The sequence below is a fragment of the Brevibacillus gelatini genome, assembly GCF_050920745.1.
Classification (GTDB): domain Bacteria; phylum Bacillota; class Bacilli; order Brevibacillales; family Brevibacillaceae; genus Brevibacillus; species Brevibacillus gelatini.
Genome location: NZ_CP154342.1, coordinates 3,749,857 through 3,773,575, shown reverse-complemented (window position 1 = coordinate 3,773,575; position 23,719 = coordinate 3,749,857). Strand labels below are relative to the sequence as shown.

The following is a 23,719-nucleotide window of genomic DNA, read 5'->3' as shown; positions in this document are numbered from 1 at the left end:
TGCCATTTGTCGCTGTACAATGGTAGTAATCCCATTAAATCGGCGTTTCCAAGGAGGACTACCCATCATGATCGTTGGAATTCCTAAAGAAATTAAAAATAACGAAAACCGCGTTGCCATTACGCCAGCAGGCGTAGCCGCTCTGGTGCAAAACGGACACACAGTTCGCGTGGAAACAGGAGCTGGCCAAGGCAGCGGCTTTACCAACGAAGACTACACTGCAGTAGGCGCTGAGATTGTCGCGACCGCAGCAGATGCGTGGGCCGCTGACATGGTTATGAAAGTAAAAGAACCGCTTCCTGCCGAGTACGGCTACTTCCGTGAAGGTTTGATCCTGTTCACGTACTTGCACCTCGCTCCAGAGCCTGAGCTGACTCGTGAACTGGTTGAGAAAAAAGTAATCGCGATCGCTTACGAAACCATCCAGCTCGACAACGGCGCTCTGCCGCTGCTCATGCCGATGTCCGAAGTAGCGGGCCGCATGTCTGTACAAATCGGGGCGCAATTCCTGGAAAAACAATACGGCGGAAAAGGCGTGCTGCTCGGCGGCGTACCTGGCGTGCCAAAAGGCGAGGTAGTGGTAATCGGCGGCGGTATCGTGGGTACAAACGCTGCGAAAATGGCGGTCGGTCTCGGCGCAAACGTAACGATCATCGACGTGAACGCAGACCGTCTGCGCCAACTGGATGACCTGTTCCAAGGCCGCGTGCAAACGCTGATGTCCAACTCCTTCAACATCGCAAACGCGGTGAAAAAAGCAGACCTGCTCGTAGGCGCTGTCCTGATCCCTGGCGCACGCGCACCTCGTCTCGTAACCGAAGACATGGTAAAAACAATGACGCCTGGCTCCGTCATCGTAGACGTGGCGATCGACCAAGGCGGTTCTATCGAAACAATCGACCGCATTACGACGCACGACAACCCAACCTATGAAAAACACGGCGTGATCCACTACGCGGTAGCGAACATGCCTGGTGCAGTCGCTCGCACTTCCACGCTGGCTCTGACCAACGTGACGGTTCCATACGCTGTGCAACTGGCGAACAAAGGCTACGCCCAAGCGATCCGCGACAACCGCGCGCTGGCAAAAGGCGTAAACGTCATCAACGGACACGTAACGTACAAAGCCGTAGCCGATGCGCACAACCTGCCATACACTTCTGTGGAAGAAGTTTTGCTGGTGAAAAACTAATCCTGATTGCAGAAACGAAACTGCTTGCCGCTGATCGTCGGCAAGCAGTTTTTTTTTGCCGGTTGGAAAGATGTATCTCGTATAAAGGTTAGCCCACGATAAATAAAGTGTGGTATTCTACAATGAGGTAAAAATGGAGTAAGGAGTGCAACCGGGATGTATAAGCTCATTAGAAAATATCTGTTCCAGATGGATACGGAAGAGATTCATGAAAAAACGGTTGGTGCCCTGAAGCTGGTGGAAGATTCTGCGCCGGGAAAAAGCTTGCTGCGGATGCTGTTCCAGGTGAAGGACGAGCGTCTTGCCACGAAGCTGTGGGGAATGACGTTTCCCAATCCGGTAGGACTCGCCGCCGGGTTCGACAAAAATGCCGAGGTGTACCATGCACTGGGTGCGCTTGGCTTTGGTTTTGTGGAAGTCGGGACGCTGACGCCGCAAGCACAGCCGGGCAATCCGCGGCCGCGCCTGTTTCGGTTGCCGGAGCACGAGGCGATCATCAACCGGATGGGCTTCAATAACCACGGTGCTTATTTGGCTTCGCAGCACCTGGTCGATTACGCTTATTCCGATGTGCCAATTGGGATCAATATTGGCAAAAACAAAGTCACTCCCAATGAGGAAGCGGCTTCTGACTATATCAAATGCCTGGACATGCTCTATTCATACGGCCATTATTTCGTCATCAATATCAGCTCTCCGAATACTCCCAACCTGCGCGACCTGCAGGAAACGGAGAGCATGCGGCTTCTGGTGCGGGCGGTGCGCGAAAAAGCGGCCGAAATGGAAGCGCGCGGCATCCGGAAAAAGCCGATTTTGCTCAAAGTAGCGCCTGACATGTCCGATGAGCACATGCACGATGTCGTGCATGGAGCGGTGGAAGAGGGCATTTCCGGCATTATTGCCACCAATACGACCTTGTCGCGTGAAGCTGTTCAGGGACATCGCCATGCCGAGGAAGCGGGAGGACTGAGCGGAAAGCCGCTGACAGAGCGCTCCACAGCCTGGGTCAAGGAAATTTACCAGGAAGTGGGCGACAAGGTGCCGATCATTGGCGTTGGCGGCATTTTCACCGGAGAAGATGCCTACGCGAAAATCCGGGCGGGCGCAAGTCTCGTCCAGGTGTACACCGGGATGATTTATCAAGGCCCTGGCATCTGCAGGCAAATCAACAAAAAGCTCTTGCAGCTCTTGAAGCGCGACGGCTTTTCCCACATCAGCGAAGCGGTCGGCGTGGACGCCAAGGCGTAAGGCAGGAAGAAAGCACATGCAACCGATGATTTTTCCAAGCGACAGTCATCGGTTTTTCTTTTGCTTGCCAATCGGCATTATCATATATTCTTCCGCTTTTTCCCTTGATTCTGTATAATAATGTGGGACAGGCAAAACTGTCTGACAATTGCATATTGCCGGCAATAGGTGCCTTTATGTGCAAACCGCATAAAGGGTAACAGGGAATCGGGTGAAAGTCCCGAGCGGTCCCGCCACTGTAAGCAGGGAGTTCTCTTTGAGAAATAGCCACTCATTTTCATGGGGAAGGCCAAAGAGCGCGATGATCTGTAAGCCAGGAGACCTACCTACTTGCCACACCCACAATACCTTCGCGGAAAGGAGCGGTGAATACGAAGCAATGTGACTGTGCCAACGGTCTATTGTTTTTGTGCGCATACCTCGTCTGCCAACGGATGAGGTTTTTTTGTTGGTGAAAAAAGAAAGAACAGCAAAGGAGGAGGAAATGCTTGAATCGTTCCCGTCTTGTTTCGACTGGTCTCTTGATTGCAGGCTTTGTCCTTTATTTTCTCGTAAATGAACCACAGACGTCCTACGCGATGCACATCATGGAAGGGTATTTGCCGCTTGGCTGGGCACTGTTTTGGTGGGCTGTGTTTCTTCCGTTTTTTATTCTCGGCATTCGTTCCTTGAACAAAATCGTCAAGGAGCATCCGCAAATGAAGCTTCTGATCGGCGTATCCGGCGCTTTTGCCTTTGTGCTGTCCGCGCTGAAAATTCCTTCGGTCACGGGCAGCAGTTCCCACCCGACGGGAACCGGGCTTGGCGCGATCATGTTTGGTCCGTGGGTCATGTCTGTGCTCGGCAGCCTGGTGCTGCTGTTCCAGGCGCTGCTTTTGGCGCATGGAGGGCTGACGACGCTGGGAGCCAATGCGGTGTCCATGGCAGTAGCAGGGCCGCTGGTGGCATACGGCGTCTATCGCCTGATCGCGCGCGGAAACGGCGGACAGCGTTTGGCCGTATTCGCTGCTGCTGCGCTCGCAGACCTCGCGACTTACATCGTGACCTCCTTGCAACTGGCTTTGGCCTTCCCGGCTGAATCCGGCGGGGTTATGGCGTCGTTTGCAAAATTCGCCGGAATTTTTGCCGTCACACAAGTTCCGTTGGCGATCAGCGAGGGGCTTTTGACCGTACTCGTCTGGAACTGGCTGCAAGCATACAACGCAAATGAGCTGGCGCAACTTCGCCTGCTGAAACGGGAGGAATCGCTGTGAAAAATGGGATGAACTGGCTGCTGCTCCTGGGCGTGGTCGTGCTGGCGGTTGTGCCGTTAATGTTGGTGCAGGATTCGGAGTTCGGGGGAGCAGATGGAGCGGCCGAGGAAGCAATCAAGGAAATCGCCCCTGCCTACGAGCCCTGGTTCCAGCCATTGCTTGAACCGCCAGGGGGCGAGACAGAGGGCTTGCTGTTCGCCGTGCAGGCAGCGCTCGGGGCAGGCATTGTCGGCTATGCCATGGGCTTGTACAAGGGTCGGCTGGATAAGCATAAAAAATGATTGGACAACAGCTTGATTCGCTTTCCTATCAAAACCGGCTGCGCTTTTTGCCGCCCGAGCACAAGCTTCTGTTGGCGGGCGTGCTGATCGTGCTGGTGCTGACAGGACATGAATGGTTGCAGATGGCCATTTGTGTATGGATGGGAGTATGGGTGATGGTTTACGCCCGTATTCCCGTCCGTATCTATTGCGGATTTTTCATCCTGTCCCTGTCTTTTTTCGTCCTGGGTCTTCCGGCGCTGTTGCTGGAAGCTGTGCGAGCGGATGCGGCAACGGTCGTCCAGGCGGTTGCGGCTTGGAAGGTCGGGCCGTATCTGGTCTACATTCCGGCAAGCGCGGTCGACAAGGTGTGGGTGCTTTTCTGGCGGACGATGGCCAGCCTCGCCTGTTTTGCCTTCGTCTTGTTTACCGTGCCGTTTGCCGAGATTTTGCAGGTGCTGCGCAAGCTCAAACTTCCGGTCATCGTCACCGATTTGCTGATGATTATGTACCGCTTTATTTTCGTGTTGCTCGGCCTCTCGCATCAGTTGTGGATTGCCCAGCGCGCGCGTGGCGGCCATCGCGGGTTCCGGGGGATGTTGCGGGACGCGAGCGGACTGGCCGCGCAGTTGTTCGTCAGGGCCATGCGCAAATACGATGCGCTGTCCAAAGGGGTGGCTGCGAGAGGTTTCGGGGAAAGCCTGCAGGTGCTTTCCTTGCACACGCATTCTCGCTCTCGCCGATATGAAGCGGAGTCAATCGCAGGCTGTCTTTTGCTGATTTTGCTGGAGTGGTGGACAGGAGGGTAATGCTTTGACATCATGGCTGTTGGAATTTGTTGATTTGCACTACGCCTATCCAGGCGGCCGCGGTCCTGTCCTGAAAGGGTTATCCCTGGGCATTCCGGAGGGGAAAAAATGCGCCCTGCTCGGGCGAAACGGCTGCGGCAAGTCCACGCTGTTTTTGCACGGAAACGGCATCATCCAGCCGCAGCAGGGGCAGGTGCTGTGGCGAGGAACGCCCCTCAGCTACAAACGCGCTGCCTTGCAGGAAATGACGCAAAAAGTCGGGCTGGTTTTCCAGGACCCGGAGCACCAACTGATCGCCGGCACGGTCGCGGAGGATATTTCTTACGGGCTGTGCAACCGCAACTTGCCCGCCGACGTGATCCGCGAGAAAGTGCGGGCTGTCCTGGACGCGTTTGGCATGACAGAGCTGGCGGACGTTCCGATTCACCACCTGAGTCTGGGGCAAAAGCGGCGTCTCGCCCTTGCCGGGGTCATGGTGCTTGCGCCGGAGCTGCTGTTGCTGGATGAGCCTACTGCCTATCTCGACCGCTACCAGACCAAAAATCTGCTGCGCGAGTTGGACGCCATTCACCAAAACGGCACAACCGTATTGATGGCCACCCACGATATGGACATCGCCTTCGAGTGGGCCGAATGGCTTTGCGTCATGGATGAAGGCCGACTGATTTTTGCCGGAGAGCCCCAGGAGGCGCTGGCGCGAAAAGAGATGCTGGAAAGCCTGCATTTGGGCCTGCCGCTCATCGCTGAGTTGTGGGAAGCGCTGCCGCCTGAATGGAGACGGGAAGCAGGCGAGCGGATTCCGTGTTCGCTGGAGGAATTAAAAACACGGCTGGCCGTACATGCAGCGGCCAGGTAGATCAGGTACAGGCAAGCGGTCGTCGTTTCGGCGGCCGCTTTTTGCACGTCAAATGTCGCGCTGATGAGTGGCGAAAGTATGCTTGTATGGATGGTTTTCGGGAACCGTGCATGTTTGCTGTTTGTATGGGGTATCTTAACCGTAAAATTTCTCTGGAGGTATCCCGATGGTTTACGATTCCTTGATGAGCTCAGGGCTTGCTGGCGATGAGCAAAATGAAATCCCCGGCAAAGTGAAAAGCCAACTCATGTTCAATGTGCTGGAAAAAGAAATGGCGAAGGAAGAAAAGGAAAAAAAGGTAAAGGACGAGTATTTGACAGGAAAGTCGTAACCTGCGCCAAAGAGCCCTTCTCGGTTTGCACAAAGACGAGAAGGGCTTTTCCTGCAGCGAAAAGGTGTGGAGACATGCTGCCTGCCCGCTCAGTTGTCCTTCTTCTCTGCTTTTTCCTGCCGTTCTTTCAGGATTGATAAAAAGGCCAAAAAATCGCCCAACAGGACCACTACGGCCGCCAGCAGCGCCAGATCTTCCGCAGATAAACCATTGTTCTGCTTCATGTTCCAGCCTCATTTCCGTATGGATATCCGCCCTTTTTATCTTATGCGGTGGTTTAGGATTGGCAACAAGGCTATGTATAATGGCGGCCACATTACCAACTCAATCGAAAACCACAACTTGATGGAAAGCCTGTGTTTCGCCTGCTGCGAGAGCAAGGGTGACGATATGGTGTTGAAATATTCGCATATCAAGCACGCCATTACGGCGAGACGTATCGGGATTTGATGGAGCAATGGAAACAAAGATTTGCCTGATGTGGCGGGAGGCATTTGTGGCCATTGTTGCCGCTCGCGCTGGATTTGCGGAACCTTCTGATTGCGCCGTCGGCTTCCATGGCAAAAGCGCCTCCCTGCAACCATGCCACTAATGAACTTGTGCATGGCGGATTAACGTTTCAATCAAGTGTACCAAACAAAATTCAAGACCCTTATGAGGAACTGGAGGCACAAAGAACCAGCAGCAACATATAAAGCGGTTCGCCCGACGCTTTTGTATTGCGGGTTTTGGTTAAATACGGTAATAATCCATACAATCAATCCGACAGGGAAAAAGATAAAGCTGAACAAATAGATTATTCCTTTTTCAAGGTTGTTCATTCGGTTTGTACATCCAAAAAATCCCTTTTTTGATACGATTAATTAACTGATCTGGTTTCGGATGGCAGGAGGAAGCGATCCAAGCAGCAAATTTATGCCAATGCGACTATCCTAAAGTATGTGATGACGTTGACAAAAAGGAAAAGCCCCCTTAAAAGTGGGCACATCAAGGCGTACCTCGAGCTACTTTCCGAGTACACATCCACCAACCATGCGATGCCGGATGGCCTGCAACACAATTTCATCGAAAATGTCCTGAAGAATGCTCGTGTTCTTAAAGCGGACACGTCGATTAAGAATGATTGTGCTGTGATCTGGTACACGATCCGTTAAACCAAGACCAAGAAAGCTGGACGACCATAATCCTCACAGTAAGAACGTAAAAAACAAGGCTGCCGACTTCATCGACAGCCCGAGGTTTCAATTATTTTCTTTGTTTAAATGTCTTGACAATAGAGGAATTTACAAGTATTAACTTTGAGGGCATTCTGAAATAGTGGATCGGTGTTTCGTGAAATAAGCATTTTCATGCGAATAAAAACCGCAAAAATTGCACAATATTTACATTTTTGTTAACGTTAATTACTTTATGTAACATATTGTAAGTGATTTGGTATACTTACAATGTAGCAAGTTCAATTAATGAAGAAATTAAAAACATCAATCTTGGCTCTCTGCTTGTTAAGTGTGTTCGGAACTTCTGCTTACGCAGCAAATATCACTTTTGAAATAGCACAGGTGGAAATATTACTAAGTGACAAAGGCAAATGGGAGAGTAGGGCAACAACTAAAGGATCTTATGGTACGACACATGCAAGAAGTTATACTGAGATCTGGGCTGGCGGGAAAAAACAAGATTATAAAGAAAGTCCTAAACAAGCTGGAGTAGGTCCTGTTATTGCATCAGCATACGCCCCAATCGGCTTATCTGATACATACTCGACATCTGGTCATAGAATTTGGTGGGGATCTACCGATAAAGAGTCGATAAGCACAACAGACAGAACTTCTATTTAGAAAAGAATTCAGAATAATGTATAGAATAATAAAGGTATGAATTAATTTAAATGAGGTGAATATTAATGAATAAAAGAATGTTACTTGTGTCGTTTTCTGTTGCAATATTATGTGGTGTTGGATTTGGAACCGTTTTAAATATTGAAGGTGTAAGTGCCAAAAAAGAGAAAATCCGACCGGAAGCTAAAATGAGGGACTATAGATCAGCAGAAACAAATGAGAAATTAGATGAATCGTGGAAAAAATCAATTGGAAAATTTGGTTTAAATAGTTCACTGCAATTAACAAAAGGAATTAATTCCATTAATGCAAATTTGGAAAAATCAATTACCGGCAGTGAATATACTTTTGTAGATTACGCAGATCATCAACATATCTGGGGTAATTTTGAAAATCATATTGAACAGAACAGTTTTTTAGATGCGCTTCGGGCTGCTATGACCAATCATAACATTGGGGATTATGAACCCATTTTGTTAGTTAATCAGGACGTGACACAAACGATTATGCTGTTTGAACGTGAAAATGGAAAGTCAGTAAAAATAGTGCTGTCCTCCAAAATTGGGAATGAAGGAAAAGAATGGTTTATAGATGGGCCAGTTGAGGAGAAATAAGATAATACATGGGTAAGAAAAGACGCCCTCAATGAGAGCGTCTTTTTTCATGTACGCCTAGCATGGGCGTCATCTCTAGGGCGAAGTCCCGAACAGGGGCTGGCGAACGCCTGTTAGCCAACAGCAAGGGTGTCCTAGGGTATCCCAACCATTATGGTTGCTTAATTCAGCAAGCCTTCATGCAAGCAATGACGCAATTTTTGATCCGCATTTTCCCCGAACAGTATCGGATTCCGTCCAAACAAACGTGCACACGACGCAGTAAAGAAGCGCAATCCTACATACAAGGAGGGGCGTTAAGTCCACTCCTCGCCAACATTCTTCTGGATAATTTGGACAAAGAGGTTACAGCACGCGGACTGTGCTTTGTCCGCTATGCAAGCGACTGTAACATCTTCGTCCGGAGCAAAAAGTAGTCATCTTCTATTTATTCCAATTCGTTTATTTTAAAGTATTAGGAAATAAAACCCCCAGAAGGGGCATATTACGCGCTACCTCGAGCTACTTCGAATGCGATAACGCAGCATCAAAGGCATCCAGTATTTCGAGGAAATGGGAGGCTTCTCTAAAGACGTGGTCGGCAAGCAACGGAGGGATAATGCTTTTGATTCGGCATGCTTCGATCAGATCGCGTGCCGTTTTCTTGAAGTCGCGCAATTGGCGGACGGAAACACGGTTTTGATCGACAAACTGCGAGAGGAGAGGCTGTGTCTGGGATTGGGGACGCATAGAGTCAAGATCCTGGGCCTGGAATAAAAGCTGGTCAAAATCATGACTGAATTCTCTGGCCTGTTCCACTAATTTTCTCTCGGATGGATCAAGCAAATGGTTAATGAATTTGGCATGGTCAGCCATGATGCGCAGGAAGAAGACATTTTCATTAATAACCGCATCAGGCAGTGGGTCCAGGCAGCCGGTATTCAGCTGTTCCAAGCGATTCCGGAAATATGCGGCTTCCCTGCTGACGTGATCGACCAACAGGGGGAAGTTGTTTCCGCCGATCTTGCAATGGATGATTAACCCGAGTACGTGTCGTTTGAATGCCCAAATATGAGAAGCAGCGCTGTACACAACCTGGTTAAAATCGTAAATCCTTTGCGGATCGACGTCTGGAGTAAAAGCGTGAGCGCGGTTCTCAATGTCTTCAAAGATGTTGTAAAAACGGTCGGCTTCGTTAATTAATTTGGTGTCGTCACAGTTAAACCCTAATTTCAAAAAGAGGGAATGTTCCTTCATAATGCGGGACCAAAAGCGAATTTCTGCTAATGACCTGTCAACAAATTCATTTGCCATGTTGTACCTCCAAGTGAGTGTGTTCGCATGCAGCACAAATGAAACATGATTTATACCTATGCAACTGCCCATTACTCCGAATGGGCGCTGGCCTAAAAAGCACTTGGAGCGGCCAAGCCTAATTTTTGTGTAAAAAACGCAAAGAACCCCAAAGCAAGGGGTTCATTGAAAGAAAAGTCTGATTGGGCTTATTCTTTTTCATTTGCATCGATTGCGCTAAACCATATACCTAAATCTTCGGATGTCGTGATTTTGTATCTGATTCCATTTCTGACGGTGGATTTATTTAAATCCATAATATCACCACCATCAATTACACCAAGCTCCCTGAGAACATTCCCTCTTTCAATATCTGACAAATCAGGATTGGTTGCAGTGATAAGAATACCCATACCAATCAGAATATCTGCACCTGACTTTACCGTTCCGTCTCCAGCACCCATTAGCAGCACTTCTCGGACACTGCCGTCTTTTTTGTTGACCGTTCCAATAATTCCTAAGTTTTTTGTAAACATATATTGAAATGTATTTTGGGCGACACCCTCTGTAATCGTGATATTGTTAATGATTAAGTCAGACTGGTATTCGGCCGCCACTTTATTGAAAGCTGTCTTGAATTGCTCAGGGGTCATGCCGATCGTACCAGGTATTTGTTCAGCCTTTTTCTTGGTTTCTGTCTGAGCTTTGGCCCTCGCTTCAGTCTCAGCTTTAGCTGTTGCTTCCTGTTCGCCATTGGCTTTTGCTTCGGCTTCAGCTATTGCTTCAGACTCAACTTCATCCTTCGTTTTTGATTCAACTTCATCCTTTGTTGTTTGCTCGGAAGTTGCATTTTGTGATTGAGTTACCGAGGTTGTTACTGGTTTACGATCAACAAAGGCAGCAACTAAAAAGACAATCACGCATATAACCGCAATCGTCAGATGCTTTTTTGTTTGACCATTTTTTCGAAATAATGAAACAATCGTCATAACTAAAAAAAGGAATGAGCCAAAAAATCCGAGTAATCCCAAAGTCATCCACATGATAAATGCCCCCCCATGTTCTATCTGGTTAAAATCATAAAGGTTAGATTCTGTACGGAAAATGATGCAATCAAAAAAAGCGGTTTCCTGCATCAATGCTTCTTGGTGTTTTCCTCGTCAGCCTTGTTCTTTTCCGAGAGAAAACATTTGGAATTGGGGCAGGCTTATCCTTCTTGAAAGCAGGGGAAGGAGCGTTGGTGCGTCCCAACAGGTAATCTTCGGACACCGAAGTAGTCAGCCGTTTAGGCTCTTTTTATCCTTCCGGGAAACTTGTTCCATTTTCCCTCTTTCAAAGAAATCATATCATATGTTCGGTAAAAAAAACGGTGTGTTTTACGCATGGAAAATTCGAAAAGTATCTTTCTTCGTCTGTTTTGTGCGATCACCAGTCGCAGCTCGTTCTTTTTACTTGTCTTGCAAGCAACAACTTTGTTGTTGAACAGATCGCAAATAACAGATCCTGTCCGCGGCTATTTGCTTCTTCATTAACCAAAGATGTTGCCAGCGGCCATTTCCCATCTGCGTATTCCATTTTTACGGTCACAGGATCGGAAGGGTCAGCCAGCACCGTTTTGTCAAACTCGATTTCGAAAACATGATCTTTTTGACTTTTGATCCTGGCGGTATCGAGCAGGAATTCTGTGGCCCAACCATGGCCTCCATTATTTGCTATTTAGTTTCTGCCTTCGGGATAAGTTGTTTGCGAATGTCTTTTGCTTCCTCTTCCGTAAGTTTGGCAGAAGGGCTTTCCTTTGTGTTCGTTTTTGCAACTTCCGTTTGATTCCCATTGTAGCTTTGACAACCAGCAAGTAACACCAAAATAGCGAAAAACAAAAAAGCATACTTGTTAACCTCTTCATAAAAATCTCCTTTCGGTCAGGATGGTAACGTATCTGTCGCCTTTCTCGTTTTCATCTCCTTATCAATGACGAATAACTCATTCGGAGAAATGCTCACTAAAATAAATCTCAACTATGACAAATATTGTAAGTAAAAAAGCGGTAAAAGTCGTTCCTCTATGAGACGCATTATCGGGTGAATGTAGAAGGCATAAAAAATACTGATATTTGAGCAATGGAAAGAGGGGCTGTCCAGAGAGTCAGTGCAAACTGACTGCTGGACGTGCCGTTTTTATTGAATGTGAAAAATTGGTACAAAAAAATCGCCATATCCGTGGATGGAAGTTACCAAACCACCAACTCAGAAAGGGCGATTTCTTTGCGTAATTGAACGACTACTGCTGAACAGCATATCTTGCAACCGTCACTTCCTCCCAACTTGATTGAAGGGGAAGGTGAGCGTGTGTAAGTTTACATATGTTTACAAAAGTTTACACTTGAGGAATAAACCGAGTGAAGGCTGAGTTATTTAGTAAAATGGATAGTGGGGATCGGGACATGCCAGTGAGAATATGGCATGTTTATTTTTTGTTTGAAAAACGAACGTATGATCCTGTTTTTCGTTTGGGGTTGTGAAATTCAACTAATTTAAAAAGTAGGTGATTGTTTGACGAAAGAGGAATGCAGAACCATTTTGCGACGTATTGCCTGGAACCTGAATTATCGAGAAAGAAAAAGGATTCGTAATGAATGCCCGATTCTGGACGACTTTGGCAGGCAGTTGGGAACGGTTAATTACGACGGAAGCCTTTATGTTGAAGAGTTGTTACGGCAACTATCCAATGAAAAAGAAAGGTACGTTATCCGAAAGATCGTTTTGGAAGGCTTCACGGCAAAAGAGGTTGGCGAAAGCTTACGCATGGGCGAAAGAGGTGTGAATCAATGCAAAAGTCGAAGCCTGAAGAAACTGCACAATTATCTGATTACGCATTCACTTTGATGGTTGAGCGAGCAAAAAATGGGGACAACGAGGCACTATTGATGGTCTTGGAAGAAATGGAACCTGAAATTAACAACTTGGCGAGCTTTCTTAAACTTCCAAGGGAAGAGGGGATTCAAGAGATTACGACGCGGTTTATCGAGAAAATCAGGGGTTAAAAAATTTTTTTCGATTTTTTAAGTAAAGCTGTTCCGTTTTGCTCCTGTTTTTTTCCTAGATAGGTGAGAACGACGTTGACCGGTCAACAAAGTCGTTTGAAAGAACAATTACTGGAGGGAAAAAATTATGGGCATGAAATCAAGAGAGTATTCAAAGAACCTTACTGTCACTTTGGCGGAACTCAAAAAAATTAAAAAAGCGCAACGGGCAATGTATAAAAACGGTTTGGTTAAATTGGAAGGAAACACATTAGAGTCCATCCTGGGAACTGTTTCTACCATTTTGGGGCTTGTTTTTGTAACATCTACACCAACAGGTATTGTGGCTGCAATTACATCTCTTGTAGCAAGTCTTGGAGTAAGTGCAAAGGATGCACTCAAAGATATGGTATACACAGGATATTTCTCAATGGACGAATTGATAGAATTTCTGGAGGAAAATCCCAAGTATTCTAAGATCCAAGTCGAATTTCCGTTTATCGAATATTATGTAGATGGTAGAACCATTCGCTTTGTTTCTGGTGAAGGGCTCGTTAAGAAAGTTTATAAAGAGAACCAAGGATGGTTCCCTGTAGAATAAATATGAAAACGAGGCTGAAGGGATAAATCCTGACAGCCTCGTTTTATGTCGGGAATCAAGTGGAATTATTGTCCTGGAATAGTCCAATCCAGGTGTTGCTCTTCGATTATTTTAAATAAATCAACTTGATTACTTACCTTATAGACGCCCCCTTTTTGTTCATTTATCCAAACGTAATTTTTGTTAGTCAACATTTCCATTCCAAGTTTATTTACCCCGTTGACATATACTCGTATTGCATAATCACCGGACGGCCAAGTCATGTTTTCTTTTTTTAGTTCCACAGATGAGAGGCTCTTTAACAACTTTTCTACCTTATCTTTATCTGTTAGAGATACCTTTGCATCGTCAGAATACCTCTTAATATCAATACGAACTTCATCATTTTTCGTGATCTGATTTAAGGCTTTTTCATGAAGAGATGTATAATTCATTCTATTTACAGCATAAAAGCAACCAGCAATCGCTGCTAAGATAATGAGTAAAAAAGCTATTTTCTTTTTCAAAACAGACTCTCCTCCCGGAAGTAAGTACGTATTTACTTCGTGCATAAACTTTGCTAGTGGAAGACGATTAATGTCTACCGAACTAGTTAATGCGATTTATATATCATAAAACAATTGGAACTAATTGTAAATGATTCTGTAGGTGATTTTGCTGCAACGACTTTGCTGCAGGGTTTCCCCAGACACGAAAGGATCATTTCATGGCCAATGCAAAGAGCCCCTCCTGAACGGAAGGGGCTAATTTGTTGATGGGTAAAACCTGCGTAATTACTGGTCAGTTTTGTACGAATAAATTTTACAGATCATAATACAACTCAAACTCTTTCGGATTCACCGTACGCTCCACTTGCTGAATATCCGCACGTTTCAAGGCGATCCAGCTTTCGATGACTTCCTTGTTGAAGACGTCGCCTTCGAGCAGGAAAGCGTGGTCTTGTTCGAGGGCAGTCAGGGCTTCCTCCAGGGAGCCTGGAGCGCGCTTGATTTCATGCTTTTCCGCGTCGGACAAATCGTAGATGTTGCGGTCCAGCGGGCCGTAGCCGAGTTCGCGCGGGTCGAGTTTGCGCTTGATGCCGTCCAGGCCAGCCATCAGCATGGCAGCGAAGGCCAGGTATGGGTTGGCAGTGGAGTCTGGCGTGCGGAATTCGATCCGGGACGCTTTTGGCGTTACAGCAGCGACTGGAATCCGAACAGCGGCAGAGCGGTTTCCTTTGGAGAATACCAGATTGACAGGTGCTTCGTAGCCTGGGACCAGACGCTTGAACGAGTTGGTGCTCGGGTTGGTCAGCGCGATCAGGGCTGGAGCGTGGTGCAAAATGCCGCCGATGTAGTAGAGTGCTGTCTCGCTCAGGTTTGCGTAGCCGCCTTGCTCATAGAACAGCGGAGTGTCGCCGTTGAACAAGCTTTGGTGGACGTGCATGCCGGAACCGTTGTCGCCGACGATTGGCTTTGGCATGAAGGTCGCGGTTTTGCCGTGCTTCGCAGCGACGTTGCGCACGATGTATTTGAACAAAAGCAGGTTGTCAGCTGTACGAGTCAACGTGTCAAAGCGGAAGTTGATCTCGCCTTGACCGGCAGTTGCCACCTCGTGGTGATGGCGCTCTACATGCAGGCCGGCTTTGGTCATCAGGGTGCACATTTCGTTGCGGATGTCCATTTGCGAGTCAGTTGGCTGTACAGGGAAGTAGCCGCCTTTGTTGCGCACTTTGTAGCCCAGGTTTTGCCCCTCTTTTCCGGTGTTCCAGAACGCTTCCTCCGAGTCGATGTGGAAGAACGAACCGGATGGGCCGGAGTCGTAGCGCACGCTGTCGAACAGGAAAAATTCCGATTCCGGACCGAAGTAGGCTGCGGTAGCCAGCCCGGTTTGTTGCAGATACGCTTCTGCCTTGAGGGCAATGCCGCGCGGATCGCGGGTGTATGGAGTGTTGTCCGGATTGACAATGTTGCAGACGATGTTCAGCGTTTTGGCTTCCACAAACGGATCGAGAAAAGCGGTGGAAGGATCAGGCATCGCGACCATGTCGCTCTCTTCGATGGATTTATAGCCAGTGAGGCTGGAGCCGTCGAAGGCAACGCCGTTTTTGAAGGTGCCTTCATCTACAGCGTAGGCAGGAACGGTAACATGGTGCTGGCGGCCAAGCAAATCGACAATACGGAAGTCTACATATTCCACTTTCTCTGCATCAATGATGGACAAAACCGTTTTCATATCCAAAACAACCCACTCCATTCGCGAAATATTTTTGTATCTGAACAATTATTGTTCGTGTTTTCTTGAAAATCTATATTTCGAATTATAGCTACAACAGACAATGTTCGTCAAGAGGTTTTCTTACTCCAAATGTTAGTTTTTCTAACATCGTATTGCGGGGTTCAGAATTTGGTTCCGTTTTTGTAGAATATAGACGAACTATTATGAATAAATGCGGAGGCGATTTTGATGAAGGTACTGGTACTGGGGGCAGGTGGCATCGGAGGGTATTTTGGCGGCAGACTGGCAGAGTCGGGTGTGGATGTAACGTTTCTGGTGCGCGAACGAAGATACAAGCAATTGCAGGAGCGAGGCTTGCGGGTGCAGAGCATCCACGGCGATCTGCACCTGGAGCGTCCGCAGCTGATTCAGGCGGGCGAAGCGGCAGGGCCGTTCGACGTCGTCCTGCTGTCCAACAAAGCGTACACGCTCGCAGAGAGCATCGATGCGATTGCCCCTTACGTCGGGGACGACACGATCGTGATTCCGCTGCTGAACGGGATTGCCCACATGGAGCCGCTATGGGAGCGCTTTGGGCGTGAGCGGGTGCTTGGCGGGCTTTGCTTCATTGAAACAACGCTGAACGCAGAAGGCGACGTCGTGCAGACGAGCCCGATTCACGAGGCGGTGTTTGGCGAGTGGGAAGGCGGAAAAAGCGAGCGCGTAGAGCGATTGGAGCAGGCCTTTTCCAAGATCAATGGCACGATGCGGGCGAGCAACAACATCCAGCGCGAGGTTTGGCACAAATATTTGTTTATCGCGATGTTCTCCGGTATTACGACGCTGATGAACTCGGCTGTTGGTCCGATTCGCGAGTCCGCCTACGGCGTGGAGCTGACCAGACAGCTCGCGGAGGAGATCGTGTCTGTCATGAAGGCACTGGAAGCGCCGATCAAGCCGGATATTGTGGAAAAGCAAATGGAAATCTTCCAAAACCAGCGCCCGCAAACGAAATCGTCCATGCTGCGCGACATGGAAAAAGGGCTTCCGGTCGAGGCCGATCATCTGCAAGGCTACCTGTTGAAGCGCGCTGAACAAAAAGGCTTGTCCACGCCGCTGCTAAAAGTTGTCTACAATAATCTGAAGGTTTACGAACAGAAGCGGGATGCAGGCAAATAAGGTATAATAGTGGGCGAACGTCATTAGAATTTTAGGAGGGGTTCAGATGGAAGTCATCAAGATTTCCCCCCGCGGATATTGCTACGGTGTTGTCGATGCCATGGTGTTGGCACTGCGTACAGCGCAAAACTTCGACTTTCCCCGCCCGATTCACATTTTGGGCATGATCGTCCACAATGCCCACGTCGTCGAGGCGTTTGAAAAGCAAGGCATTAAAACATTGGATGGAGAAGACCGGCTGGCGCTTTTGGACCAGGTGAACGAAGGAACGGTCATCTTCACCGCCCACGGCGTCTCTCCGGAGGTGCGCAAAAAGGCGCGGGAAAAAGGCTTGACCGTCGTTGATGCGACTTGCCCGGATGTCACGAAGACGCACGATTTGATCCGCGAAAAAATTGCGGATGGCTACCATGTCATCTACATCGGGAAAAAGGGGCATCCCGAGCCGGAAGGAGCTGTCGGCATCGCACCGGACCGCGTGCATCTCGTGCAAAAGCTGGAGGAGCTGGACGCGCTCGACATCCCGACAGACAAGCTGATCGTCACCAACCAGACCACGATGAGCCAGTGGGATGTCAAGCATTTGATGGATGCCATTCTGCAGCGTTTCCCTGGGGTAGAGGTGCACAACGAAATTTGCCTGGCTACCCAGGTGCGGCAGGAAGCGGTCGCGACACAGGCGGGCGAGGCAGATTTGTGTATTGTCGTGGGCGATCCGCGCAGCAACAACTCCAACCGTCTGGCGCAGGTGTCGGAAGAGATCGCCAATGTGCCGTCGTATCGGATCGCGGACTTGTCCGAGCTTGACATCGAGTGGCTGCGCGGCAAAAAAAGCGTCGCGGTTACGTCCGGCGCGTCTACGCCAACCCCGTTGACCAAGGAAGTCATTGCTTTCCTGGAGCAATTCGACGAGTTTAATCCGGCGACATGGGAGAAGAAACGAACCGTCGAGATGGATAAAATATTGCCACGGGTAAAATAGGAGAACGATATGCCAGGAACACATTCCGGTATTGGACTTTCGGGCGCATTCGGGAGATACTTCAGTCTTTGCGCCCTTTATCTTTTTTTCTACTACGGGTTGGGTGCTTTCTCGCCACTGATTACGCAATATTACAAATCCATTTCGCTCACAGGCACCCAGATCGGCCTGATTAGCGCAGTCGCTCCTGTTGTCTCGATTGTCGCCCAGCCGATGTGGGGGTTGCTTTGTGACCGTTTTCAGATTCGCAAGGCCATTCTGATTCTGACGCTTGTCGCTTCGGGGCTGGCCGGGCTTTTCTTCGTCGGGGTGTCTACCTTCGCCTTAGTCTTTCTGTTCTATTTGATCCTCTCGTTTTTCCAGAGCGCGATTATTCCAATATCAGACAGTATCACTTTGGGCTACGCGAAAAAATACGGTCTGCAATTCGGCGACATCCGGCTATGGGGAGCGGTTGGCTTTGCGCTCGCCGCCTTTGTGACAGGACTGTTGGTCGAGCGGTGGGGGGCATCCATGCTGTTTTACTCGTATTGCCTCGCGCTCTTGATCGCCATGCTGTTTTTGCTGCGGGTGCCGGATGAATCGGAGGAGACGCCGCGCTTTCGCGTCGGCATGCTGGCTGGCATGCGGGATCTATTGCGAATACCGCGCTACCTATTGTTTTTGCTCGCCTCCTTTTGCGTGCTTGGCGCGGTGAACGCGAACAACATCTGGTTTTCCCTGTTTTATCAGGAGATTGGCGGCACAGTGGCGGGTGTGGGGCTGGCTTTTCTCTTGTTTGCAGGCAGTGAAGCCCCGTTCATGAAGCTGGCAGGTGTCTTTGTACGCAAGTGGGGCCTGGAGCTGACGCTGCTGATCGCTGCTGTAAGCGGGGCGGCTCGCTGGCTCTGGTACAGCTCTGCCCCCGGTACGACGCTGGTTATCGCCTTGTTTTTCATTCAAGGCATCTCGGTAGGCTTTTATCTGGCGACGGCAGCCCAGTTCGTGCGCGAAAATACGCCCGCCTCCCTGCAAGTGACGGCGCTGGCCATCTTCTTTTCGGTGGGAGGCGGGCTGGGGACGATGCTGTGTAATCTCGTGGCTGGCTGGATCAAAGATGCTTTTTCGACGCTGGGCATCTATTTGTTTTTTGGAATCATTACGGTAATCGGGATCATCCCGCTGGTCTTGATTACGTATGGGCCGTGGAAGCAGAAAGCTCCCGACGAAAAAGCCGAAGCTACTCAATGACAAGCATGCCTTGATAGCCGCTTTCCGGATAACCGGGGGCGTCGGAGACAAAGAAAAACCGCCCTTTTTTATCGGCAGAAAACTGCAGGATCGTAGACTGCGTCGGCTTCAGCTCGGTCGAGGACAGGTTCAGATCGCGAATGGAGAGGTTGTGCGGGCGCGTATCTGCGTTGACGATCATCAACGCGACGCGCTCGCCTGCCCGCGCAGTCAACTGGTTGGGCAAAAAGCCGGCGCTGGAAATCGTAACCGTGTGCGTCCGCGTCGTGGCGGCGTAGGAAGTATGCAACCGTTGGTGATGATGCGTCCAAAGCAGCGTTAATGTCACGGTCAGTGCGATGAGGGGATAGCGAAGCTGCCGGAACCATTGACGAGACATTTGCAAATCAGCTCCTTTGCGACAATAACATGATGAAGTTACTATTATCCTGTCCCCACTCTGTCAACAGTAAACACATTTTTCCTCATCGGCAAACGCTGGGCATTCGCAAACCGGGCGCAGCTCGCATCGCCTTCACTCAAAAAACAAACGCAACAAGGAATAGATTGCCGCAGAGATCACCGCGGAAATCGGCAGCGTAATAAACCAGGTGATGATGATCCGTTTGGCGACGCCCCAATTGACACCCTTCATCCGTTTGGCCGCGCCGACCCCCATAATCCCCGAAGAAATCACGTGTGTCGAGCTGACCGGAAGCCCTAACTGCGTAAATGTAAAAATGATCGTGGACGAGCTTAAATCAGCGGTCGCGCCGTTGATCGGCTCGATTTTCGTAATTTTGCCGCCGACCGTCTTGATGATCTTCCAGCCGCCGACAGAAGTTCCCAGCCCCATGGCAATCGCGCAAATCAGCTGGACCCAAAACGGAATCGTCGCTGTATCCGTATGCAAATCGGCAGCCACCAGAGCGAAGACGATGATGCCCATTGCTTTTTGCGCGTCGTTGGTGCCGTGGGAGAAAGATTGCAGGGCAGCAGTAAAAATCTGGAAGTAACGAAAGCCTCGGTTCACTTTGGCGGGCGGTTTCTGGATGCGGCGAAACAAGGCGTAAGCCAGCTTCATGAGCAGATAGGCGGCCACGAGCGCGATGACGGGCGACAATATCAGCGCCTCGAAAATTTCCAAAAAACCGCTCCAGTTAACGTGCGAACCGCCAGCCGAAGCGAAAACGGCGCCTACGACGGAGCCGATGAGCGCATGGGAGGAACTGCTCGGAATCCCGTACCACCAGGTGACCAGATTCCAGAAAATCGACGAGGCCAAAGCAGCCAGCACGATCAGTACGCCGTATTCCAGCTTGGTGGGATCGGCAATTTTTCCTCCGATAGTTTTGGCGACCCCTGTAAAAGCAAGTGCGCCGACGAAGTTCATGATCGCGGCAAGGGCGATGGCGATTTTCGGCGGCAAAGCTTTTGTCGAGACTGTGGTGGCGATGGCATTGGCTGTATCGTGAAAGCCGTTGATAAAGTCAAAGGAAACGGCCAGAACAATGACAGCGATCACAAGAGGCAGGCTAGTGTGCATGGAAGAAGAGCCTCCTTCGTTTATGTATTGCTCATAATCACCGTCTCCATCATGTTGGCGACGTCCTCGCAATGATCCATGACATCCTCAAGCACATCGTAAATTTCCTTGAACTGCATAATGTGAAGCGGATCGTTCGTCGACTTGAACAACTTCCGGATGCTGTTGCGCACCAACTCATCACCGGCGCTTTCCAGATCGTTGATGCGAATGATGTACTCCTTCATGCCAGACAGCTTTAGTTTTTGCAACAGCTCAATTGCGAACAAAATTTGCTGGGTGGCATCCTCAATCAGTTGGCCAAATTTGACCATCGCTTCATCCGGCTCCATGATGTCGTACATGTACAGGCGAGCGGCGCACCCCTCCAGTCCGTCCAGCACATCGTCCAGCTTGACCGCCAGATTCAGCACGTCCTCCCGTTCAATGGCCGAAATAAACGTTTTGTTGATCCGGACGATAATCTCGTGAATCAGCTTGTCGCCCTTGGACTCATACACTTTCATTTCCTCGGCAAAGCTTTTTAACGTTTCCAGCGAAGTAATTTTGTAATTATTGAAATAAATCGCTGAGTCATACACGTTTTTGGCGATCGTGTACAAATGATCGAGCAGGGCGTCTGATTTGGCAAAAAGCATGAAAAGACCTCCACATTAAAATCCGACTAGGGATATTTTGAGTGGAGGCGAAAGCATTTATTCACTTTTCCCAGAACCAGGCCAAATCGAGCTGGCTTGTCATGTAGGCAGCGACTCCCCACATAATGAGCGCAGAGATGATGTTGAGGCTGCGCAGCAAGGACCCGGACCGATCCAGTTTGCCCATGATTCTCCCTGCCACAGACAAGCCGAAAAACCAGAGGCAGGAGACGAGGATGCAGGCGATGGTGAACCCCCATTTTTCTGCTCCTGCATAGTTGAGCGAGTTGGTTCCGATGACCCCGATGGTATCGAGGATTGCGTGCGGATTGAACAAAGAGACGGAAGCGGCGAACATCATCTGCTTTTTGGCGGAAAAGCTTTCCTGATTACGGTGATCCAGGCTTGGGCGGCTGCGCCAGGTCAGGTAGCCCATGTACAGCAAAAAACAGATCCCGATGACGTACAGGACGGTTTTCAGCCAGGCAACGGTCAAAATCACCAGAGAAACGCCAAGGACGGCAAGTAAAATCAGGAGCGCATCACAGGCTGCTGCCGTCAGAACGACGGGAGCGGCTCTCCACAGCGTAGGCTGTACGGCTCCCTGGTTGAATACAAACACGTTTTGCGCACCCAGCGGCAAAATCAGCCCGAAGGCGAGCACAAAACCGTGCAGAGTGGCTTCCAGCACGATTCCTTCCTCCTTTTTCGTTGGCATGTCAGCAAGCAAAAGCATGACACTATGGACATTATTCATGAGGAAGGAGCGAATGTCTCCAGCCAATTGGTTTACCACTGCCCCAACCAATTTGTACAATGGAGCAAAGGAGTGGAGACGGATGCTGACCATTGACTGGAAGCCGGACAAATCGGGTGACTTGCCTGTCTACGCGCAAATTGTCGCGTACATGAAGGGAAAAATTGCGCGGGGAGAGTGGCCGGTAAACAGCAGGCTGCCTGCCCAGCGTGCTTTGGCTGCTGCTTTCGGGGTGAACCGCAGCACGGTCGTGACCGCACTGGAGGAACTGAAGGCGGAAGGGCTAATTGAGTCGACGGTCGGGAGCGGCTCGGTCATTTGCAACAACACATGGTCGCTGTTGACGACCACGCCGCCGCCGGATTGGTTGGGGTATGTGCAGGCGGGCACGCATTTGCCCAATTCGCCGACGATCCAGGACATTAACCGCTATGAGCCGGATCCGCGCTACACCCGTCTGGGCACAGGAGAGCTTTCGCCCACCCTGATCCCGACGGCAGAGATGGAGGAAGTGCTTTGTGACCTGCGCGGGAAAATGACGCAGCTTGGCTATTCCGAGCCGAAGGGACTTTTGCCGCTGCGCGAGGCGATCAGCGCTCACCTGCGCACGCGAGGGATCGAGGCTTCTCCGGCGTCGATTCTCGTTGTATCCGGTGCGCTGCAGGCTTTGCAGTTGATCTCACTCGGGATTTTGCACCGAGGCTCGACGATTTTGCTGGAGCAGCCCTCGTACCTGTTTTCGCTGCCGTTATTCCAGTCGTCAGGGATGAGGCTGGCTGGCGTCGCGATGGATGGGGAAGGAATAGCGCCTGCCTCTGTCGCCCGGCAGAAGCAGCTTCATAACGGAGCGCTGCTCTATACGATCCCGGCTTTTCACAATCCGACCGGGATTTTGATGAGCGAGCAGCGCAGGCGGCAGCTTATGGCGGTATGTGAACAGGAGCGGCTGCCCATCTTGGAGGACGATGTGTATGGCGAGCTGTGGCTGGATGAGCCGGGGCCTGCTCCGCTCAAGGCGAGCGATCAGAATGGGCTGGTGCTCTACCTTGGTAGCCTGTCGAAAACGCTCAGCCCTGGCTTGCGAATCGGCTGGCTCGTCGGGCCGCAGCCAGTCATTGAACGTTTGGCCGACGTGAAAATGCAGATTGACTACGGCGCGAGCGCCCTTTCGCAGTGGGCGGCGACAGAATGGCTGACGAGCGGGCGCTATCAACGGCATCTGGAACGAATCCGCGCGGCACTCAAGGAAAGAAGAGCGCGGATGGACGAGCTTCTCACGCGCTGGTTTTCCGACTTGGCCGACTGGCAGGTGCCGCAGGGCGGTTTTTACATCTGGCTGCGCCTGCGTCAGCCCGTGTCGATGCGCAAGCTGTTTACCCAGGCGCTGGCAGAAGGCGTCCTGCTCAATCCCGGTTTCGTGTACGACCAGACGGACAGCCAGCATTTGCGTTTGTCGTATGCGTATGCGGCAGACGACGAGCTGGAGCGGGCGTTGTTTGCGGTCGCCCGGCTCTTGCGGGGCAAAGGATGAAGAAGAGGTGACAGGCTGTTTGCGGAAAGCACAAAGCGCAAAGCTGCCAGTTACCAGGGCAGCCAACTGGCTTTTGCTGTCTTGCATTTCAACACGCCGGACAGAAAATACAGCAAGGAGGCAATGAGGAAAAAGAAAAATTTGTCTGCATTCATGGACAAGTACAGGCAAAGCGGCAAAGAGACGACAAAGGAAAGCAGAATAACGGGCGGCTTAACAAAGGAAGCAACCAGGCCGAGCAACGCCGGAAGCACGAGGCAAAGAAACGTCAGCGCAGAGACGGAGGACTTTTCGGACAGCAAAACGTACCACAAAACAAGGGAGCCTGCAGAAGCGAGCAGGCCGCAAAGCAAAGAGAGCCAAAACAAAAAACGGTCTTTCATTTGAA

27 protein-coding genes, 1 pseudogene and 1 riboswitch are annotated in these 23,719 nt (G+C 50.0%); of the genes and pseudogenes, 16 read left to right on the top strand and 12 right to left on the bottom strand.

Annotation, left to right across the window (positions count from 1 at the left end):
* Positions 1 to 67 precede the first annotated feature (67 nt).
* The 7 genes from ald (at position 68) to AAFJ72_RS18220 (ending at position 5,949) form a co-directional block, all read left to right on the top strand.
* On the top strand, positions 68 to 1,192 hold the full coding sequence (gene ald, locus AAFJ72_RS18250; protein WP_122905584.1) for an alanine dehydrogenase: 1,125 nt from the start codon (positions 68 to 70) through the stop codon (positions 1,190 to 1,192).
* A 156-nt stretch (positions 1,193 to 1,348) separates the two neighbouring features.
* The gene (locus AAFJ72_RS18245) at positions 1,349 to 2,440 is read left to right on the top strand and encodes a quinone-dependent dihydroorotate dehydrogenase (protein WP_122905583.1); all 1,092 of its coding nucleotides are present in this window, start codon (positions 1,349 to 1,351) and stop codon (positions 2,438 to 2,440) included.
* A gap of 149 nt (positions 2,441 to 2,589) precedes the next feature.
* Positions 2,590 to 2,784, top strand: a riboswitch (cobalamin riboswitch).
* Between the two features lie 144 nt (positions 2,785 to 2,928).
* Positions 2,929 to 3,693, top strand: a complete 765-nt coding sequence (locus tag AAFJ72_RS18240) for an energy-coupling factor ABC transporter permease (protein ID WP_432775141.1) — start codon at positions 2,929 to 2,931, stop codon at positions 3,691 to 3,693.
* Entirely contained in the window at positions 3,690 to 3,974 is a 285-nt protein-coding gene (locus AAFJ72_RS18235) for an energy-coupling factor ABC transporter substrate-binding protein (RefSeq protein ID WP_432775140.1), read from the top strand. The genes AAFJ72_RS18240 and AAFJ72_RS18235 overlap by 4 nt, the downstream gene beginning before the upstream one ends.
* Entirely contained in the window at positions 3,971 to 4,762 is a 792-nt protein-coding gene (cbiQ, locus tag AAFJ72_RS18230; RefSeq protein WP_432775139.1) for a cobalt ECF transporter T component CbiQ, read from the top strand. The genes AAFJ72_RS18235 and cbiQ overlap by 4 nt, the downstream gene beginning before the upstream one ends.
* Positions 4,763 to 4,766: 4 nt before the next feature.
* Entirely contained in the window at positions 4,767 to 5,618 is an 852-nt protein-coding gene (locus tag AAFJ72_RS18225) for an energy-coupling factor ABC transporter ATP-binding protein (protein WP_122905579.1), read from the top strand.
* Positions 5,619 to 5,784: 166 nt separating this feature from the next.
* Positions 5,785 to 5,949, top strand: a complete 165-nt coding sequence (locus tag AAFJ72_RS18220) for a hypothetical protein (RefSeq protein WP_170163456.1) — start codon at positions 5,785 to 5,787, stop codon at positions 5,947 to 5,949.
* Positions 5,950 to 6,038: 89 nt separating this feature from the next.
* Here AAFJ72_RS18220 and AAFJ72_RS18215 read toward each other — a convergent pair whose 3' ends face one another.
* The 3 genes and pseudogenes from AAFJ72_RS18215 to AAFJ72_RS18205 form a co-directional block, all read right to left on the bottom strand.
* Positions 6,039 to 6,173: a hypothetical protein gene (locus AAFJ72_RS18215; RefSeq protein WP_281274242.1), complete on the bottom strand. Its 135-nt coding sequence runs from the start codon at positions 6,171 to 6,173 to the stop codon at positions 6,039 to 6,041.
* A 100-nt stretch (positions 6,174 to 6,273) separates the two neighbouring features.
* Positions 6,274 to 6,513, bottom strand: coding sequence for a hypothetical protein (locus tag AAFJ72_RS18210; RefSeq protein ID WP_432775138.1), 240 nt, complete (start codon positions 6,511 to 6,513; stop codon positions 6,274 to 6,276).
* Positions 6,514 to 6,962: 449 nt separating this feature from the next.
* Positions 6,963 to 7,118: pseudogene (locus tag AAFJ72_RS18205) on the bottom strand (transposase); the annotation flags it as partial.
* A 294-nt stretch (positions 7,119 to 7,412) separates the two neighbouring features.
* On the opposite strand from AAFJ72_RS18205, the gene AAFJ72_RS18200 reads away from it, so the two are divergent.
* From AAFJ72_RS18200 to AAFJ72_RS18190, 3 genes are all read left to right on the top strand, one after another.
* Positions 7,413 to 7,787 (top strand): hypothetical protein, encoded by a 375-nt coding sequence (locus tag AAFJ72_RS18200; RefSeq protein ID WP_432775137.1) that lies wholly within the window; start codon positions 7,413 to 7,415, stop codon positions 7,785 to 7,787.
* Between the two features lie 65 nt (positions 7,788 to 7,852).
* Positions 7,853 to 8,401 carry a hypothetical protein gene (locus AAFJ72_RS18195; RefSeq protein WP_432775136.1) on the top strand — a complete coding sequence of 183 codons (549 nt, stop codon included), beginning with the start codon at positions 7,853 to 7,855 and terminating at the stop codon, positions 8,399 to 8,401.
* 62 nt (positions 8,402 to 8,463) lie between these two features.
* Positions 8,464 to 8,817: a reverse transcriptase domain-containing protein gene (locus AAFJ72_RS18190; protein ID WP_432775135.1), complete on the top strand. Its 354-nt coding sequence runs from the start codon at positions 8,464 to 8,466 to the stop codon at positions 8,815 to 8,817.
* 85 nt (positions 8,818 to 8,902) lie between these two features.
* On the opposite strand, the gene AAFJ72_RS18185 is transcribed toward AAFJ72_RS18190, so the two are convergent.
* Both AAFJ72_RS18185 and AAFJ72_RS18180 read right to left on the bottom strand, forming a co-directional pair.
* Complete coding sequence (locus AAFJ72_RS18185) at positions 8,903 to 9,694, bottom strand: DUF2935 domain-containing protein (RefSeq protein ID WP_122905576.1); 792 nt, start codon at positions 9,692 to 9,694, stop codon at positions 8,903 to 8,905.
* 188 nt (positions 9,695 to 9,882) lie between these two features.
* On the bottom strand, positions 9,883 to 10,716 hold the full coding sequence (locus AAFJ72_RS18180; protein ID WP_432775134.1) for a hypothetical protein: 834 nt from the start codon (positions 10,714 to 10,716) through the stop codon (positions 9,883 to 9,885).
* A gap of 1,781 nt (positions 10,717 to 12,497) precedes the next feature.
* Here AAFJ72_RS18180 and AAFJ72_RS18175 point away from each other — a divergent pair.
* Together AAFJ72_RS18175 and AAFJ72_RS18170 are read left to right on the top strand one after the other, a co-directional pair.
* Entirely contained in the window at positions 12,498 to 12,713 is a 216-nt protein-coding gene (locus AAFJ72_RS18175; protein WP_432775132.1) for a helix-turn-helix domain-containing protein, read from the top strand.
* A gap of 127 nt (positions 12,714 to 12,840) precedes the next feature.
* Positions 12,841 to 13,293, top strand: a complete 453-nt coding sequence (locus AAFJ72_RS18170; protein ID WP_432775130.1) for a hypothetical protein — start codon at positions 12,841 to 12,843, stop codon at positions 13,291 to 13,293.
* 65 nt (positions 13,294 to 13,358) lie between these two features.
* On the opposite strand, the gene AAFJ72_RS18165 is transcribed toward AAFJ72_RS18170, so the two are convergent.
* A complete protein-coding gene (locus AAFJ72_RS18165; protein ID WP_432775128.1) occupies positions 13,359 to 13,799 on the bottom strand; it encodes a hypothetical protein in 441 nt (146 codons plus the stop codon).
* A gap of 295 nt (positions 13,800 to 14,094) precedes the next feature.
* Positions 14,095 to 15,513, bottom strand: coding sequence for a type I glutamate--ammonia ligase (gene glnA, locus AAFJ72_RS18160; RefSeq protein ID WP_432775126.1), 1,419 nt, complete (start codon positions 15,511 to 15,513; stop codon positions 14,095 to 14,097).
* Positions 15,514 to 15,738: 225 nt separating this feature from the next.
* On the opposite strand from glnA, the gene panE reads away from it, so the two are divergent.
* Genes panE through AAFJ72_RS18145 form a run of 3 tightly spaced genes read left to right on the top strand, consistent with a single transcriptional unit; the run spans position 15,739 to position 18,880 of the window.
* Positions 15,739 to 16,668 (top strand): 2-dehydropantoate 2-reductase, encoded by a 930-nt coding sequence (panE, locus tag AAFJ72_RS18155; protein WP_432775124.1) that lies wholly within the window; start codon positions 15,739 to 15,741, stop codon positions 16,666 to 16,668.
* Positions 16,669 to 16,714: 46 nt separating this feature from the next.
* Positions 16,715 to 17,650: a 4-hydroxy-3-methylbut-2-enyl diphosphate reductase gene (locus tag AAFJ72_RS18150; RefSeq protein ID WP_432775122.1), complete on the top strand. Its 936-nt coding sequence runs from the start codon at positions 16,715 to 16,717 to the stop codon at positions 17,648 to 17,650.
* A gap of 9 nt (positions 17,651 to 17,659) precedes the next feature.
* Positions 17,660 to 18,880, top strand: coding sequence for an MFS transporter (locus AAFJ72_RS18145; RefSeq protein ID WP_432775120.1), 1,221 nt, complete (start codon positions 17,660 to 17,662; stop codon positions 18,878 to 18,880).
* Here the strand turns inward: AAFJ72_RS18145 and AAFJ72_RS18140 are convergent.
* The 4 genes from AAFJ72_RS18140 to AAFJ72_RS18125 all read right to left on the bottom strand — a co-directional run bounded on the left by AAFJ72_RS18140 (position 18,870) and on the right by AAFJ72_RS18125 (position 21,734).
* Positions 18,870 to 19,259 carry a cupredoxin domain-containing protein gene (locus AAFJ72_RS18140; protein ID WP_122906477.1) on the bottom strand — a complete coding sequence of 130 codons (390 nt, stop codon included), beginning with the start codon at positions 19,257 to 19,259 and terminating at the stop codon, positions 18,870 to 18,872. The two genes, AAFJ72_RS18145 and AAFJ72_RS18140, sit on opposite strands and share 11 nt — an antisense overlap.
* A gap of 135 nt (positions 19,260 to 19,394) precedes the next feature.
* Positions 19,395 to 20,405 carry an anion permease gene (locus AAFJ72_RS18135; RefSeq protein WP_432775118.1) on the bottom strand — a complete coding sequence of 337 codons (1,011 nt, stop codon included), beginning with the start codon at positions 20,403 to 20,405 and terminating at the stop codon, positions 19,395 to 19,397.
* Positions 20,406 to 20,425: 20 nt separating this feature from the next.
* A complete protein-coding gene (locus AAFJ72_RS18130) occupies positions 20,426 to 21,043 on the bottom strand; it encodes a DUF47 domain-containing protein (protein WP_432775116.1) in 618 nt (205 codons plus the stop codon).
* Between the two features lie 61 nt (positions 21,044 to 21,104).
* Positions 21,105 to 21,734, bottom strand: coding sequence for a LysE/ArgO family amino acid transporter (locus AAFJ72_RS18125; protein ID WP_432775114.1), 630 nt, complete (start codon positions 21,732 to 21,734; stop codon positions 21,105 to 21,107).
* Positions 21,735 to 21,882: 148 nt separating this feature from the next.
* Between AAFJ72_RS18125 and AAFJ72_RS18120 the strand changes: the two genes are divergently transcribed.
* Positions 21,883 to 23,331, top strand: a complete 1,449-nt coding sequence (locus AAFJ72_RS18120; RefSeq protein WP_432777221.1) for a PLP-dependent aminotransferase family protein — start codon at positions 21,883 to 21,885, stop codon at positions 23,329 to 23,331.
* Between the two features lie 50 nt (positions 23,332 to 23,381).
* On the opposite strand, the gene AAFJ72_RS18115 is transcribed toward AAFJ72_RS18120, so the two are convergent.
* Positions 23,382 to 23,714, bottom strand: coding sequence for a hypothetical protein (locus AAFJ72_RS18115; RefSeq protein ID WP_432775112.1), 333 nt, complete (start codon positions 23,712 to 23,714; stop codon positions 23,382 to 23,384).
* Positions 23,715 to 23,719: the final 5 nt, after the last annotated feature.

Excerpts from the sequence above, each read along its gene's own strand:
- ald (WP_122905584.1), top strand. The coding sequence starts at position 68 with ATGATCGTTGGAATTCCTAAAGAAATTAAAAATAACGAAAACCGCGTT.
- AAFJ72_RS18245 (WP_122905583.1), top strand. The coding sequence starts at position 1,349 with ATGTATAAGCTCATTAGAAAATATCTGTTCCAGATGGATACGGAAGAG.
- cbiQ (WP_432775139.1), top strand. The coding sequence starts at position 3,971 with ATGATTGGACAACAGCTTGATTCGCTTTCCTATCAAAACCGGCTGCGC.
- AAFJ72_RS18220 (WP_170163456.1), top strand. The coding sequence starts at position 5,785 with ATGGTTTACGATTCCTTGATGAGCTCAGGGCTTGCTGGCGATGAGCAA.
- AAFJ72_RS18215 (WP_281274242.1), bottom strand. The coding sequence starts at position 6,173 with ATGAAGCAGAACAATGGTTTATCTGCGGAAGATCTGGCGCTGCTGGCG.
- AAFJ72_RS18200 (WP_432775137.1), top strand. The coding sequence starts at position 7,413 with ATGAAGAAATTAAAAACATCAATCTTGGCTCTCTGCTTGTTAAGTGTG.
- AAFJ72_RS18195 (WP_432775136.1), top strand. The coding sequence starts at position 7,853 with ATGAATAAAAGAATGTTACTTGTGTCGTTTTCTGTTGCAATATTATGT.
- AAFJ72_RS18190 (WP_432775135.1), top strand. The coding sequence starts at position 8,464 with ATGGGCGTCATCTCTAGGGCGAAGTCCCGAACAGGGGCTGGCGAACGC.
- AAFJ72_RS18185 (WP_122905576.1), bottom strand. The coding sequence starts at position 9,694 with ATGGCAAATGAATTTGTTGACAGGTCATTAGCAGAAATTCGCTTTTGG.
- AAFJ72_RS18180 (WP_432775134.1), bottom strand. The coding sequence starts at position 10,716 with ATGTGGATGACTTTGGGATTACTCGGATTTTTTGGCTCATTCCTTTTT.
- AAFJ72_RS18175 (WP_432775132.1), top strand. The coding sequence starts at position 12,498 with ATGCAAAAGTCGAAGCCTGAAGAAACTGCACAATTATCTGATTACGCA.
- AAFJ72_RS18170 (WP_432775130.1), top strand. The coding sequence starts at position 12,841 with ATGGGCATGAAATCAAGAGAGTATTCAAAGAACCTTACTGTCACTTTG.
- panE (WP_432775124.1), top strand. The coding sequence starts at position 15,739 with ATGAAGGTACTGGTACTGGGGGCAGGTGGCATCGGAGGGTATTTTGGC.
- AAFJ72_RS18150 (WP_432775122.1), top strand. The coding sequence starts at position 16,715 with ATGGAAGTCATCAAGATTTCCCCCCGCGGATATTGCTACGGTGTTGTC.
- AAFJ72_RS18145 (WP_432775120.1), top strand. The coding sequence starts at position 17,660 with ATGCCAGGAACACATTCCGGTATTGGACTTTCGGGCGCATTCGGGAGA.
- AAFJ72_RS18140 (WP_122906477.1), bottom strand. The coding sequence starts at position 19,259 with ATGTCTCGTCAATGGTTCCGGCAGCTTCGCTATCCCCTCATCGCACTG.
- AAFJ72_RS18135 (WP_432775118.1), bottom strand. The coding sequence starts at position 20,405 with ATGCACACTAGCCTGCCTCTTGTGATCGCTGTCATTGTTCTGGCCGTT.
- AAFJ72_RS18130 (WP_432775116.1), bottom strand. The coding sequence starts at position 21,043 with ATGCTTTTTGCCAAATCAGACGCCCTGCTCGATCATTTGTACACGATC.
- AAFJ72_RS18120 (WP_432777221.1), top strand. The coding sequence starts at position 21,883 with ATGCTGACCATTGACTGGAAGCCGGACAAATCGGGTGACTTGCCTGTC.
- AAFJ72_RS18115 (WP_432775112.1), bottom strand. The coding sequence starts at position 23,714 with ATGAAAGACCGTTTTTTGTTTTGGCTCTCTTTGCTTTGCGGCCTGCTC.